Consider the following 13779-nt stretch of genomic DNA (forward strand, 5'->3'; position numbering starts at 1 on the left):
GCTAGCCGAGCTTCAGGTCCGAGTGCAGCTCCCAGAGCAGCAGTTGGGCGCCGTCCGGACCGGCCACCGGGGCGGTGAAGGCCTCGCCGGTGATCCGCACGCTGTCCCCCGGTTCCAGCGAGCGGCCCACCCCGCGCGGGCCGGGGACGGTGCGGTAGCCGAGCGCGCCCGCGGTCAGGTGGGCGTAGCGGTAGGGGGCCTCGGGCAGGTCGGGGAGCAGCTGGCCGGGGTCGGCGGTGACCAGGTGGAGCGCGGCGTCCGAGCGGCGCAGCCGCAGCGCCTCGGTGTCGGCGTCCCGTGGCAGCCCGGAGGCGAGCAGCGTCAATCCGTCGCCACCCGGCGTCACCCGGCGCAGCCCGTAGGCCGGCTCGGTGCCGAAGACGTCCGGCTGGAGCCACATCTGGACGAACCGGACCGGGACCTCGGCCCCGCCGACATTGCGCTCGGTGTGGCTGACCCCGCGCCCGGCGCTCAGGTGCTGGACCATCCCGGGGCGCACCACGCCCGCGTGTCCGTCGCCGTCCCGGTGGGCCAGCGCGCCCTCCAGTACCCAGGTGAGGATCTCCACGTCCCGGTGCCCGTGCGCCTCGAAGCCGGCGCCCGGCGCCAGCGTCTCCTCGTTGCACGCCAGCAGCGGGCCGAAGTGCACGTTCTTCGGGTCGTAGTGCCCGGCGAAGGAGAAGGCGTGCCGGGTCTGCACGCCGGGCGCGGGCGCGGAGCGATAGCGTTCAGCGGTACGGCGCAGGTCGGCCCGGGGGCGCGCAGGGTCGGTCACCTGACCCACCGTAGCCGGTGTGACCGGGGCCACCGGCGCTCGGCCACGGGGGTGGGCGCGAAGCGGGCGCGCGGTGAGGCAGTCTTGTCCCTGTGCCAGCCCCCACAGCTCCGACCGCCGACGACCAGAACCAGCCCGCCAAGCGCCCCGTGAGACGGACCGCCGGCTCGGGCGCGACCGCCGTGGAACGCCGGCTCGCGGCCGAGCGCGCCGAACTGCGCGCCGCCACCCTCAAGCGGTTGGAGAAATCGGCCGGAAAGCTGGCCACCGCGGCCATCACGCGGATGGACGACCAGCTCGGCTGGTACCGCCGGATGCCGCCCGAGCACCGCTCCTGGATCGGCCTGGTCGCCCAGGCCGGTATCGCCGCCTTCACCGAGTGGTACCGCCACCCCGAGGCCCCGCAGGCGATCAGCACCGACGTCTTCGGCACCGCCCCGCGCGAGCTGACCCGGGCGATCACGCTGCGCCAGACCGTGGAGCTGATCCGCACCACCATCGAGGTGATGGAGGAGGCGATCCCGGAGGTCGCGGCGCCCGGCGACGAGGACGGGATGCGCGAGTCGGTGCTGGTCTACGCCCGCGAGATCGCCTTCGCCACCGCCCAGGTCTACGCCCAGGCGGCCGAGGCGCGCGGCGCCTGGGATGCCCGGCTCGAAGCCCTGGTGGTGAACTCCCTGCTCTCCGGCGACGCCGACGAGGGCGTGCTGTCGCGGGCCGCCGCGCTGGGGTGGGGGCAGCCCAGCCAGGTCCGGGTGGTGATGGGCAGCGCCCCGGACGGGGACAGCGAGGCGGTGGTGGAGGCGATCCGGCGGGCCGCCCGGTACGCGCGGCTGCACGTGCTCACCGGGGTGCTCGGCAAGCGCCTGGTGGTGGTGGTCGGCGGTGACAAGGAGCCGGTGCACGCCGCCCGGGCGCTGATCGGCCAGTTCGCGCCCGGCCCGGTGGTGGTCGGCCCGAGCGTCGGCGACCTGCTCTCGGCCACCCGCTCCGCGCACGCCGCGGCGGCCGGCCTGCGGGCCTGCGCGGCCTGGCCGGACGCGCCGCGGCCGGTGCTCGCCGACGATCTGCTGCCCGAGCGCGCGCTGGCGGGCGACCAGGTGGCACGCCGTCAGTTGGTGGAGGAGATCTACACACCGCTGGACGAGGCCGGCTCGGCACTGCTGGAAACGCTGAGTGTCTACCTGGAGCAGGCCTCCTCGCTGGAGGGCGCCGCTCGGATGCTCTTCGTCCACCCGAACACCGTGCGCTACCGGCTTCGTCGTGTGACTGACGTCACGGGCTATGCTCCCTCGGATGTGCGTTCGGCGTTCACGCTGCGCATCGCCCTGGCGCTGGGTCGGCTCGAGTCGACCGGGGACTGACTCAGACAGCCTGTAGAGACCCCACAATCCGAGGTCCTTTTCTTCGTTACCGTCGCCTACCCGCCCTCGGGCGCCTGGCGAGAGAGGGTTGAACCGTGCTCGTTATCGTCGCCCCTGGACAGGGTGCCCAGACTCCCGGCTTCCTCACCCCGTGGCTCGACGTACCCGGGGTGACCGAGCGGTTGACCGCATGGTCCGAAGTGGCAGGCCTCGACCTGGTCCACTACGGGACCAACGCCGACGCCGATGAGATCAAGGACACCGCCGTCGCCCAGCCGCTGCTGGTGGCAGCCGGCCTGGTGACCGCCGGTGCGCTCTTCCCGGACGAGGAGGTCGCCCGCAAGCTGATCGGCGCCGTCGCCGGACACAGCGTCGGCGAGATCACCGCGGCGACGCTCGCGGGCGTGCTGAGCGCCACCGACGCACTGACCTTCGTCGGCGAGCGCGGCCGGGCGATGGCCGCGGCCGCCGCGGTCACCGAGACCGGCATGACCGCGCTGCTCGGCGGCGACCCCGAGGAGGTCGCGGCCAAGCTGGCCGAGCACGGCCTGACCGCGGCGAACAACAACGGCGGCGGCCAGATCGTCGCGGCCGGCACGCTGGACCAGCTGGCGGCCCTCAAGGCCGACCCACCGGCCCGGGCCAAGCTGGTCGCGCTGAAGGTGGCCGGCGCCTTCCACACCGAGCACATGGCCCCGGGCGTGGCCCGGCTGGCCGAGCTGGCGCCCACCCTGACCGTGGCCGACCCGGCCGTGGCCTACCTCTCCAACCGGGACGGCGAGGTCGTCGCCACCGGCACCGAGGTACTGGCCCGCCTGGTCAGCCAGGTCTCCAACCCGGTCCGCTGGGACCTGTGCATGGAGACCATCGAGCAGCTCGGCGCGACCTGCGTGATCGAGCTCTCGCCCGGCGGCACGCTGACCGGCCTGATCAAGCGCAACGTCAAGGGCGTCGCGACGCTGGCCCTGAAGACGCCGGCCGACCTGGAGAAGGCCGCCGCCCTGGTGGCGGAGCACGCCGGTGAGGAGAACGCCGCATGACATCGGTCCCGCAGATCCGTCCGGCCACGGGAGCCGCCTTCTCCCGCATCCGCGGCGTCGGTGGCTACCGCCCGGTCCGGGTGATCCCCAACGAAGAGGTGCTGACCTGGATCGACTCGTCCGACGAGTGGATCCGCACCCGCAGCGGCATCACCGAGCGCCGCTGGGCCGGCCCCGAGGAGACCGTCGCCGAGATGTCGGTGCAGGCCGCCGGCAAGGCGATCGCGCAGGCCGGCATCGACCCGGCCCAGATCGGCGGCGTGATCGTGGCCACCGTGACGCACCTCAAGCAGACGCCGGCCATCGCCACCGAGATCGCGCTGCGGCTGGGCTGCGGCACCGCCCCGGCCTTCGACATCTCGGCCGCCTGTGCCGGCTTCGGCTACGGGCTGAACCTGGCCGACGGCATGATCCGGGCCGGCAGCGCGGAGTACGTGCTGGTGATCGGCGTGGAGCGGCTCAGCGACCTCACCGACAAGCACGACCGCTCCACCTCGTTCATCTTCGGTGACGGCGCGGGCGCGGCCGTGGTCGGCCCCTCCGACACGCCTGGCATCGGCAAGGTCATCTGGGGTTCGGACGCCTCGCAGAAGGACGTCATCACCCAGACCGAGGCCTGGGACACCGCGTTCGCCAAGGCGGACGGGGTCAACGGCCTGACCGAGCACGCCGCCGAGGGCCCGAAGTGGCCGGCCCTGCGGATGGACGGCCAGCCGGTCTTCCGCTGGGCGGTGTGGGAAATGGCCAAGGTGGCCCAACAGGCGCTGGACGCCGCCGGGGTGACGGCGGACCAGCTCGGCGCCTTCATCCCGCACCAGGCCAACATGCGGATCACGGATGCCATGATCAAGGCCCTGAAGCTGCCGGAATCGGTGCCCGTCGCCCGCGACATCGCCGAGACCGGCAACACCTCGGCGGCCTCCATCCCGCTCGCCATGGAGCGGATGCTGGAGGGCGGCGAGGCCAAGAGCGGCGACCTGGCTCTGATCATCGGGTTCGGGGCGGGTCTGGTCTACGCCGCGGCAGTCGTTACCCTCCCATAGGCACACATAGCGCCTTACGTACCGTCAGTCGGCGTCGAGCATCCCGCGCGGCGTCACCTACCACTCCCAGAGGAGTAGCCAAGATGGCTAGCAAGGAAGAGGTCCTGGAAGGTCTCGCGGAGATCGTCAACGAGATCGCCGGGATCCCGACCGAGGACGTCGAGCTCGACAAGTCCTTCACCGACGACCTGGACGTCGACTCGCTCTCCATGGTCGAGGTCGTCGTCGCCGCCGAGGAGCGCTTCGAGGTCAAGATCCCGGACGACGAGGTCAAGAACCTCAAGACCGTCGGCGACGCGGTGGACTACATCCTCGCCAACGCCTGATCCCCTCCGGGTGGGGGCGGCCCCTTCCACGCCGCCCCCATCCGGAACCCCCCGCCCATCCGGAACCCCTGCCCGGCCGGCAACCCCTCCCCCGCACACGTGAGAGAAGAAGAACCAGTGACCGCTGAAAACCGCACCGTGGTAGTCACGGGTATCGGCGCCTTCACGCCGCTGGGCGGCGACGCCGCCACCACCTGGGAGGGACTGCTCGCCGGCCGTTCCGGGGTTTCCGCGCTGACCGAGGAGTGGGCCGCCGACCTGCCGGTCCGGATCGCCGCGCGCACCGCGGTGGACCCGGGCGAGGTGCTGCCCAAGCCGCTGGCCCGCAAGCTCGACCGCTCGGCCCAGTTCGCGCTGATCGCCGCCCGTGAGGCCTGGGCCGACGCCGGCTTCCAGGTGGCCGCCACCAACGAGGCCTCCACCCTGGCCCCCGAGCGGCTGGGCACCGTGATCGCCTCCGGCATCGGCGGTGTGACCACCCTGCTCGACCAGTACGACGTGCTGAAGGAGAAGGGCGTCCGCAAGGTGTCCCCGCACACCGTGCCGATGCTCATGCCCAACAGCCCCTCCGCCAACGTGGGCATCGAGGTCGGTGCCCAGGCCGGCGTGCACACCCCCGTCTCGGCCTGCGCCTCCGGCGCGGAGGCGATCGGCTACGCGATCGAGATGATCCGTACCGGCCGCGCCGACGTGGTGGTGGCCGGCGGCACCGAGGCGGCGATCCACCCGCTGCCGATCGTCGCCTTCGCCAACATGATGGCGATGTCCAAGAACAACGACGAGCCGCAGCGCGCCTCGCGCCCCTTCGACAAGGCCCGCGACGGCTTCGTGCTCGGCGAGGGCGCGGGTGTCGTGGTGCTGGAGTCGGCCGAGCACGCGGCCGCGCGCGGCGCCCGGGTCTACTGCGAGGCGGTCGGCCAGGGCCTGTCCTCGGACGCCCACCACATCGCGCAGCCGGAGCCGACCGGCTCGGGCATCGCCCGGGCGCTGGCCCACCTGTTCGCCACCAGCGACCTGGACAAGGCCGAGGTGGTGCACGTGAACGCGCACGCCACCTCCACCCCGCTGGGCGACGTCGCGGAGATCAAGGCGCTGCGCAAGGAGCTCGGCGAGCACCTGGACCACGTCGCGGTCTCCTCCACCAAGTCGATGACCGGCCACCTGCTGGGCGGCGCCGGCGGCATCGAGACGGTCGCCACCGTGCTGGCGCTGTACACCCGGCAGGCCCCGCCGACCATCAACGTCGACGACCTGGACAACGACGTGGACGCGGACATCGTGCGCTTCGAGCCGCGCGAGCTGCCCGCGGGTCGGATCGCCGCGCTGAACAACTCCTTCGGCTTCGGCGGCCACAACGTGGTGCTGGCCTTCCGCAGCGTCTGACCAGCCGTCAGTCAACAGGGGCCCCGTCATGGGGCCCTTTTTGGCGACTTCAGACCACCTGGTGCAGCCAGCGCACCGGCGCGCCCTCGCCCGCGTAGCGGAACGGTTCCAACTCGTCGTCCCAGGGCTTGCCGAGCAGCCGGGCCAGCTCCGCCTCCAGGTCGGTGCCCTCGCTGCGGGCCCGCAGCAGCACCGCGCGCAGCCGGTCCTCGGGGATCAGGATGTCGCCGTGGATGCCGGTGACGGCGTGGAAGATGCCGAGCGCGGGGGTGCTGCTGAAGCGCTCGCCCTCCGCACCGGCGCAGGGCTCGCTGGTCACCTCGTAACGCATCAGCTGCCAGCCGCGCAGCGCGGAGGCCAGCTTGGAGGCGGTGCCCACCTCCCCCTGCCAGGAGAACTCGGAACGCCACTGGCCCGGGGCGGCCGGTTGGCGGATCCAGTCGAGGCTGACGCGGACGTTGAGCACGCCCGCCACCGCCCATTCGACGTGCGGGCACAGCGCGCGGGGCGCGGAGTGGATGTACAGGACTCCACGTGTCGTCACCGGGACCTCCAGGCTGTGGACGAGGGTCGCCTTCCCCAGCTGCCTCGTGCCGGTGGCCGGTTGGTCCTGGGCGCCACTTGGCCAACTCCTGCCCGACTCTGACTCATAAGTAACTCAGGTCAACCGACATTAAGTCACTTAGTTGAGCAAAACGGACAAGCTGCAACCATGGTAGTCAGTTCCGGGGACAGGTCTACCCCTGATCGGGATCTCTCCCCCGAACGGCCCCATCAGCCGGCGCTACAGCGGTGTCGTCACGCTATCGCGCTGCACCCGGGGACGTCTGACGCTCCGTCGGAACCGGCGGAAACAGGCCGCGCGGGGTCGCGTGCGACAACGCCGCGCGCCCCGGCCGACCCTGGCGGGTCGAGCGGGGCGCGCGGTCTGACGACGGGTCAGGAGGCCAGTCGGACGACCATCTTGCCGGTGTTCTCACCGCGCATCAGGCCGAGGAACGCGTCCATCATCCGCTCGATGCCCTCGACGGACGTCTCGTCGTACCGCAGACCGCCGTCCGTCAGCCAGCCGGCCACCTCGGCGGTGAACTGCGGCTGCAGCGCGGCGTGGTCGCCCACCAGCATGCCCTCGATGCGCAGCCGCTTGCCGATCGCCTGCACCAGGTTGCGCGGGCCGGGCGACGGCGCGGTCTCGTTGTACTGGGCGATCGCGCCGCAGAGCACCGCCCGGCCGTGCACGCCCAGGGCACCGATCGCGGCCTCCAGGTGCTCGCCGCCGACGTTGTCGAAGTAGACGTCGATGCCCTCGGGAGCGGCCTTGGCGAGCTGCTCGCGGACCGGCCCCTCCTTGTAGTTGAAGGCCGCGTCGAAGCCGTAGTCGTCCACCAGCTTGGCCACCTTGGCCGCCGAACCGGCCGAACCGACCACCCGGGAGGCGCCCTTGAGCCGGGCGATCTGGCCGACCAGCGAGCCGACCGCGCCGGCCGCACCGGAGACGAAGACCACGTCGCCGGGCTTGATCCCGGCGACCGAGACCAGGCCCGCGTAGGCGGTCAGACCCGGCATGCCGAGCACGCCCAGGAAGTAGGAGAGCGGCGCCTTGGACGCGTCCACCTTCACGGCGTGCGCCGCCTGGACCGTCGCGTACTCGCGCCAGCCCTGGCCGTGCAGCACCGCGTCGCCGACCTCGAAGCCCTCGGCGGCGGAGGCCGCCACGTAGCCGACCGCGCCGCCGTCCATCGGGCGGTCCAGCTGGTACGGCGGGGCGTAGGACTTGACGTCGTTCATCCGCCCGCGCATGTACGGGTCGACCGAGAGGTAGGCGTTGCGGACCAGGATCTCGCCCGGCTCCGGCAGCCGGACCGGGGCCTCGACCAGCGCGACGTCAGTCGCAACGGGCCAGCCGTTCGGTCGGGCCTTGAGGTGCCACTCACGGGCCGTGGCGGGTACCGGCTGCTCTGCCATCACTGCGCTCCTTGCTCCTGCGGGCCTGCGGTCTGCTGCCTGCTCCGGGTTCCACCTGAAAGGTTGAGGTGATGAAGCAACGATGGACATGAAAGGTTCAGGTTGTCAAATATTCAGGTAGACTCGGAGTATGCCGAACGACGAGCTGATCCCTGAGGACGCGCTGACCCGTGAGGTGGTGGACCTCATGGCCGGCCTGGTCGCGATCTTCCATCGGGAGTACGAGGAGGCCGCCGCCGCCCGCTCCCTCACCGGCGCCCAGGCCAAGGTGCTGGCGCTGCTGCGGCGCGGCCCGATGCCGATGCGGCACATCGCCCAGACGCTCAGCTGCGAGCCGTCGAACATCACCGGCATCGTGGACCGGCTGGAGGCTCGCGGCTTCGTCACCCGGGAGAGCGACCCGCAGGACCGCCGGGTCAAGCTGGTCGCCGCCACCGAGCAGGGCCAGGCCGCCTCCGCCGAACTGCGCGAGTCGCTGAACTTCGCGCGCGAGCCGCTGGCCGCCCTGGGCCCCGAGGAGCGCGGCGTCCTGCGCGACCTGCTGCACCGGATGCTGGTCGGCGCGGGCGGCTAGGGTCTGTCTGACGCGCGCGCCGACCGCTACGCGCGCGCCGGTACCGCCGCTGGGGCCGCCCGCCGCTCGGCGCGTTCGCTGAACCGCCACCAGAGCCAGCGCCCGACGCCGAGCAGCGCCGCGTAGCCGGCCACCACCAGCGCCAGCGAGCCGTAGGCGGCCGGTGGCAGCTCCTCGAAGCCGAGCCGCTCGCCCAGCGCGCTCGGCGGCAGCAGCAGGCCGACCAGTGCGAGCAGGCCCGCCGCCCACCAGACCGGGCGCGGCGGCCGCAGCCGGGGGCGGCTCAGCCGGTACAGCACCGGCAACGCCATCGCCTGGGTGACCAGGTTCTCGGTGAACCAGGCGGTGTGGAACATCGCCGCCGAGTTCGGCGCCGTGAAACCGTGGGTCACCTGGCGCATCGCCTCGAACATCGCGATGTCCGAGAACGAGTTGAGCAGCCCGAAGCCGACCGCGAACCCGGCCAGCGCGCCCCAGCGCAGCCGGGCCGGGCGGCCGCCGAGTCCGGCCGAGCGACCGCTGACCGCGAAGGAGAGCTGCGCGGCGTCGAAGCAGAGGTTCTGCAGCAGCACCTGGGCCGGCTGCATCGGCAGGAAGGGCAGCAGCACCCCGCCGGCCAGCATCGAGAGCACGTTGCCCAGGTTGCAGGAGAGCGCGATCCGCAGGTACGCCCCGACCCGGGCGGTGGCCTCCCGACCCACCGCGACGGCCCGGCCGAGCCGGGTCAGGTCGCGTTCGCCGAGCAGCAGGTCCGCCCATTCCCGGGCCGCGCCGACCGCGCCCGCGGTGGCGATCCCGACGTCGGCGGCCCGCAGCGCGGGGACGTCGTTCACCCCGTCGCCGAGGAAGCCGACGCACTGCCCGGCCGCCCGTAGCGCCCGCACCACCTGCGCCTTCTGCTCGGGGGTGCAGCGGGCGAAGACCGCGCCCGCGGCGCCGGCCGCCGCGATGCTCCCGGGGTCGAGCGCGGCCAGCTCCGCGCCGAGCAGCACCCGCCCCGGGGTCAGGCCCAGCCGCTGCGCCAACCGCAGCGCGGTGCGCGGGTGGTCTCCGGTCAGCACGGTGAGCGCGATGCCGGAGCGACGCAGCACGGCCAGCGCCGCCTCGGCGGAGTCCTCCGGCTCGTCGAGCAGCTCGACGAAGCCGAGCAGGGTCAGCCCCTCCTCGTCCTGCGCCCGGTGGGGGCCGAGCCGCGGCTCGCGCTCCGCCCGGGCCACCGCGATCAGCCGCAGCCCCTGCCCGGCCCGCTCCTCGACCAGCCGGGCCAGCGCCGCGCGCGCCGCCCGGTCCAGCGCGGCGCCCCCGGCCAGCGTGTCGCAGCGCTCCAGCACCGCCTCCGGTGCGCCCTTGACCACCAGCACCCGCCCGCTGCCCGGCCCGCGCAACACCGCGCCCGAGCGGCGGCGCACCGGGTCGAAGGGGATCACCTCGACCACCGTGGGCAGCGGGTCGGTCAGCAGCCCGGCGGCGTCCGCGGCGGTCAGCAGTGCCTCGTCCAGCGGGTCGAGCAGCCCGGGGTCGTCGTCCAGCAGCCCGGCCTCGCCGACCAAGCCCGCCCAGCGCAGCGGCTCCTGGTCCGGGCGGCCGAACGGGTCCAGCGCTCCGGCCACCACCAGCTCGCCGGTGGTCAGCGTGCCGGTCTTGTCCAGGCAGAGCAGGTCGAGGGCCCCCAGCTCGCTGACCGCCGGCAGCGCGCGCACCGGCATCCCGGCCTTGGCCAGCCGGTGGCCACCGCTGGCCAGCACCGTGCTGACCACCAGCGGCAGCAGCTCCGGGGTGAGCCCGACCGCCGCGGCCACCGCGAACGGCAGCAGGGCGCTGCTCCAGCCGTGCAGCAGGGCGTCGGTGCCGATGGTCAGCGGGACCACCGCGAGCATGAAGACGATCAGTGTCAGCACCGCGCGACGCACCCCGCGCTCGACCACCGAGCGGCCCCCCGGACCAGGAACCACTGCGCTCAGCGGGCCCGGCGCGTGCGCGGCGCCGAACCGGGTGGCGGCGCCGGTGGCCAGCACCACGGCGGTGGCGCCGCCGGTGATCACCGTGCTGCCCGCGAAGCAGAGCTGCGGCTCGTCGAAGGGTCCGCCGGGTGGTGCGGTGGGCGGCAGGTCCAGGGCCGCGCGCGACACCGGGGTGCTCTCCCCGGTGAGCGCCGACTGATCCACCGTCAGCCCCTCGGCCCGCAGCAGCCGCAGGTCGGCCGGGACGGCGTCGCCGCCCGCCAGTCTGACCACGTCACCGGGGACCAGTTGCTCGGCCGGGACCTCCCGGGCGATCGGCAGGTCGCTCTGCCCCGCCCGGCGCAGCACCGTCGCGGTGCTCGGCGCCAGCGCCCGCAACGCGCGCAGCGCGGCGGCCGAGCGGCGCTCGCCCCGCAGCCGCAGCAGGCCGGCACCCAGCACCAGGATCGCGACTATCGCCGCGCTGCCCCAGGAGCCGCTCAGCGCGCAGATCACCGTCAGGCCCGCGAGCAGCGCGGTGAAGGGGTCGCCGAACGCGGTGCGCAGGCGACGGAGGGGGCCCGGCTCGGGCAGCGGCAGCACGATGTTCTCGCCGCATTCGGCGATCCGGGCCTCGGCCTCGGACTCGGTGAGGCCGCGCGGGGTCGCGCGCACCGCGCGCAGCGCTTCGAGCCGGCTCAGCCGGGCCGGGTCCACCGGGTCCGGCTCGGTGGCGGGGCCGGCGGCCGGTGCGCGGACGGCTCGGCCACCTGGCAGCGGCAGCAGGCGCGCCCCGCGCTCAGGCACCGCTGCTCCGGAAGTGGAGCAGGTCGCCGCCCGCCGCGCCGGCCGGTCCGGCCGCCCCCTCGCCCGGGTCGAGCTTCTCGACCATCAGCCGCACCAGCGTCGCCACCTGCGAGTCGTCGACGCCGTAGACCTGGCGCCGGCCCTCGCGACGGTTGGAGACCATGCCGGCCAGCTTGAGCTTGGCCAGGTGCTGGCTGACCGCCTGCAGCGTGCCGCCGACCCGCTCGGCCAGCGTGCCCACATCGGCCTCGCCCTGGCTGAGCACCCAGACGATGTGCAGCCGCATGGTGGAGGCGAGCAGTCCGAAGGAGGCCGCCGCCTGCTGCAGCAGTTCGGGGGACGGATCGTCGGCCCCGCTGACGCCCGTCATCCTGGACCGCCCTCTCCCTGTTCGCGAAGGCGCTCAGTCTAACCGCGCCGCCTCGGGGCGCCACGGGATCACCCCCGCGCTCCCCCGGCCGTGGGCCTGAGCCGGCCGGTGGGCCGGGGAATGCTCAGGACGTGCGAGAATTCGGCGGTCCAGAGTGCCACGCCGGTGGGGAGTTCGTGTGATAGGCAGCCAGCGGACCGAGGGCCAGCGGGGAGCCGACCGGCGTCGCAACATCGAGCTGGCACTGCTCGGCTTCGCGTACGTGGTCTGCCTCGCCGCCTACATCGACGCCGACGAGGCGATGAACAACAAGCTCCCCCCGGGCCTGCTGGTCTACGGGGTGGCGTTCGGTGCGCTGATCATCGCCGCGAACCTGGTGATGCGGCGCTTCGCGCGGTACGCCGACCCGTTGATCCTGCCCTGTGCGGTGCTGCTCAGCGGCTTCGGCCTGGTGCTGCTCAACCGGCTCGACGAGTCCTACGCGATCGCGTACTCGGCCTCCTTCCAACGCTTCCCCTCGGCGCCGGCCCAGGTGCAGTGGCTCTTCATCGCGCTGCCGGTCGCGCTCGCCCTGATCGCCGTCATCAAGCACCACCGGTTCTTCCAGCGCTACCTCTACATCCTGATGGTCGGCGCCCTGGTGCTGCTGATCGCGCCGGCCTTCGGCTCGTCCGACGCCGACTACGGCGCCAAGCGGTGGATCCACCTGCCGGGCATCACCGTCGAGCCGGACGAGTTCGTCAAGATCGCGATCTGCATCTTCTTCGCCGGCTACCTGATGGTCAGCCGGGACGCGCTGGCCCTGGTCGGCCGCAAGGTCTGGGGCCTGAGCCTGCCGCGCGGCCGCAACGCGGCGCCGGTGCTGGCGATCTGGGTGATCAGCCTGCTGGTGCTGATCTTCGAACGCGACCTGGGCACCTCGCTGATCTTCTTCGGCGTCTTCATCGTGATGCTCTACGTGGCCACCGAACGCACCAGCTGGGTGGTGATCGGGGTGATCCTGGCGGTCGGCGGCGCGGCCGTGGTGGGCACCCTGGAACCGCACGTGCACGGCCGGGTCGAGGCCTGGCTGAACCCGATGGGCGCCTTCAAGCTGCTCCCGAACGGCTCGCCCCCACCGGGCACCTCGACCCAGCAGGCGCAGGCGCTGTTCAGCTTCGGCAGCGGGCACATCCTGGGCACCGGGCTCGGCCAGGGCCACCCGTGGCTGATCGGCTTCGCCGGGCGCAGCGACTTCATCTTCACCACGGTCGGCGAGGAGCTGGGCCTGGCCGGGGTGACGGCGGTGCTGCTGGTCTACGTGATCTTCTTCCAGCGCGGCCTGAAGACGGCGCTGACCCTGACCGACCCGTTCGGCAAGCTGCTGGCCGCCGGCCTGTCGAGCGTGGTGGCGCTGCAGGTCTTCGTGGTGGTCGGCGGTGTCACCGGGCTGATCCCGCTGACCGGCAAGGAACTGCCCTTCCTGGCCGCCGGTGGCTCCACGACACTGGCGAACTGGCTGCTCACCGCGCTGCTGATCAAGCTGAGCGACGCGGCCGGGCGCACCGAGCTGGAGCCGGAGCCGGAGCCGACGGGCACCATCGCGCCGCCGAAGCCGGCCCTCGACAACGCCGGCGAGGCGGGAGCCTCGCTGCCGGGCCAGCAGGGCCCCGGGGCCTCGAACGGCACGCCGGTGCCGTACGGGGCCCCGACCGTGCACGGGACGGCGACCGGGACGCCCGGCGGCGGCGCGCAGCCGGTCGGCACCGGGACGCAGCCCGCGCTGCCGACCGCGAACCCCACCGACCCGACCGGCACCGGCCCGACCGGCGGGCCCGCGACGCCCCTGCCCGGCGGCACGGCGGAGCAGCCCTCCGGCGGCTTCCCCCCAGCCGCACCCGGCTACCCGGGCGGTGGCTTCGGTGCACCGCCCGCCCAGAGCGGCTACCCGGTCCAAGGCGGATACCCTCCCCAGGGCGGCTACCCTCCGCAAGGCGCCTACCCCGCCCAGAGCGGCTACCCGACGGGCGGTCAGGCCATGGTCCCGCCGCCGATCCCGGGCTACCAGACGGGCGGTCAGCCCGAGTACCTCTCCGGTTCCGCGCCGCAGTACCCGCCGCGCACCGATCCGGACGGCCCGGCGGCGCCCACCTTCTGACGGTCGGTCACCGTCGCGATCGGCCGGCGGCCGGGGGTCCACCACCCGGCCGCCG

Annotated in this window: 12 protein-coding genes; 7 read left to right on the forward strand and 5 right to left on the reverse strand. The window is 73.4% G+C overall.

Annotation, left to right across the window (positions count from 1 at the left end; all coding sequences use genetic code 11):
* Nucleotide 1 precedes the first annotated feature (1 nt).
* Nucleotides 2-775, reverse strand: coding sequence for a pirin family protein (locus tag P3T41_RS14700; RefSeq protein ID WP_280690275.1), 774 nt, complete (start codon nt 773-775; stop codon nt 2-4).
* Between the two features lie 182 nt (nt 776-957).
* On the opposite strand from P3T41_RS14700, the gene P3T41_RS14705 reads away from it, so the two are divergent.
* The 5 genes from P3T41_RS14705 (at nt 958) to fabF (ending at nt 5931) form a co-directional block, all read left to right on the forward strand.
* Nucleotides 958-2139 carry a helix-turn-helix domain-containing protein gene (locus P3T41_RS14705; RefSeq protein WP_280690428.1) on the forward strand — a complete coding sequence of 394 codons (1182 nt, stop codon included), beginning with the start codon at nt 958-960 and terminating at the stop codon, nt 2137-2139.
* 95 nt (nt 2140-2234) lie between these two features.
* Entirely contained in the window at nt 2235-3179 is a 945-nt protein-coding gene (locus P3T41_RS14710) for an ACP S-malonyltransferase (protein ID WP_280690276.1), read from the forward strand.
* Complete coding sequence (locus tag P3T41_RS14715; RefSeq protein WP_280690277.1) at nt 3176-4222, forward strand: beta-ketoacyl-ACP synthase III; 1047 nt, start codon at nt 3176-3178, stop codon at nt 4220-4222. The genes P3T41_RS14710 and P3T41_RS14715 overlap by 4 nt, the downstream gene beginning before the upstream one ends.
* Nucleotides 4223-4305: 83 nt before the next feature.
* On the forward strand, nt 4306-4548 hold the full coding sequence (locus P3T41_RS14720; RefSeq protein WP_280690278.1) for an acyl carrier protein: 243 nt from the start codon (nt 4306-4308) through the stop codon (nt 4546-4548).
* Nucleotides 4549-4665: 117 nt separating this feature from the next.
* Nucleotides 4666-5931 (forward strand): beta-ketoacyl-ACP synthase II, encoded by a 1266-nt coding sequence (gene fabF / locus P3T41_RS14725; RefSeq protein ID WP_280690279.1) that lies wholly within the window; start codon nt 4666-4668, stop codon nt 5929-5931.
* 49 nt (nt 5932-5980) lie between these two features.
* Here the strand turns inward: fabF and P3T41_RS14730 are convergent, their stop codons facing one another.
* Together P3T41_RS14730 and P3T41_RS14735 are read right to left on the reverse strand one after the other, a co-directional pair.
* A complete protein-coding gene (locus P3T41_RS14730) occupies nt 5981-6475 on the reverse strand; it encodes a DUF3145 domain-containing protein (RefSeq protein ID WP_280690280.1) in 495 nt (164 codons plus the stop codon).
* A gap of 395 nt (nt 6476-6870) precedes the next feature.
* Nucleotides 6871-7896: an NADP-dependent oxidoreductase gene (locus P3T41_RS14735; RefSeq protein WP_280690281.1), complete on the reverse strand. Its 1026-nt coding sequence runs from the start codon at nt 7894-7896 to the stop codon at nt 6871-6873.
* A gap of 130 nt (nt 7897-8026) precedes the next feature.
* Here P3T41_RS14735 and P3T41_RS14740 point away from each other — a divergent pair, with 130 nt between their 5' ends.
* Entirely contained in the window at nt 8027-8470 is a 444-nt protein-coding gene (locus tag P3T41_RS14740; RefSeq protein ID WP_280690282.1) for a MarR family transcriptional regulator, read from the forward strand.
* A 26-nt stretch (nt 8471-8496) separates the two neighbouring features.
* Here P3T41_RS14740 and P3T41_RS14745 read toward each other — a convergent pair whose 3' ends face one another.
* Together P3T41_RS14745 and P3T41_RS14750 are read right to left on the reverse strand one after the other, a co-directional pair.
* A complete protein-coding gene (locus tag P3T41_RS14745) occupies nt 8497-11217 on the reverse strand; it encodes an HAD-IC family P-type ATPase (protein WP_280690283.1) in 2721 nt (906 codons plus the stop codon).
* Nucleotides 11210-11587, reverse strand: coding sequence for a metalloregulator ArsR/SmtB family transcription factor (locus P3T41_RS14750; RefSeq protein WP_280690284.1), 378 nt, complete (start codon nt 11585-11587; stop codon nt 11210-11212). The genes P3T41_RS14745 and P3T41_RS14750 overlap by 8 nt, the downstream gene beginning before the upstream one ends.
* Nucleotides 11588-11765: 178 nt before the next feature.
* Here P3T41_RS14750 and P3T41_RS14755 point away from each other — a divergent pair, with 178 nt between their 5' ends.
* On the forward strand, nt 11766-13724 hold the full coding sequence (locus P3T41_RS14755; RefSeq protein WP_348533655.1) for an FtsW/RodA/SpoVE family cell cycle protein: 1959 nt from the start codon (nt 11766-11768) through the stop codon (nt 13722-13724).
* Nucleotides 13725-13779: the final 55 nt, after the last annotated feature.

This window comes from Kitasatospora sp. GAS204B (assembly GCF_029892155.1).
Classification (GTDB): domain Bacteria; phylum Actinomycetota; class Actinomycetes; order Streptomycetales; family Streptomycetaceae; genus Kitasatospora.

Coding starts and splice junctions, on each gene's coding strand:
- P3T41_RS14715 (WP_280690277.1), top strand. CDS start 3,176: ATGACATCGGTCCCGCAGATCCGTCCGGCCACGGGAGCCGCCTTCTCC.
- P3T41_RS14720 (WP_280690278.1), top strand. CDS start 4,306: ATGGCTAGCAAGGAAGAGGTCCTGGAAGGTCTCGCGGAGATCGTCAAC.
- P3T41_RS14735 (WP_280690281.1), bottom strand. CDS start 7,896: ATGGCAGAGCAGCCGGTACCCGCCACGGCCCGTGAGTGGCACCTCAAG.
- P3T41_RS14740 (WP_280690282.1), top strand. CDS start 8,027: ATGCCGAACGACGAGCTGATCCCTGAGGACGCGCTGACCCGTGAGGTG.
- P3T41_RS14750 (WP_280690284.1), bottom strand. CDS start 11,587: ATGACGGGCGTCAGCGGGGCCGACGATCCGTCCCCCGAACTGCTGCAG.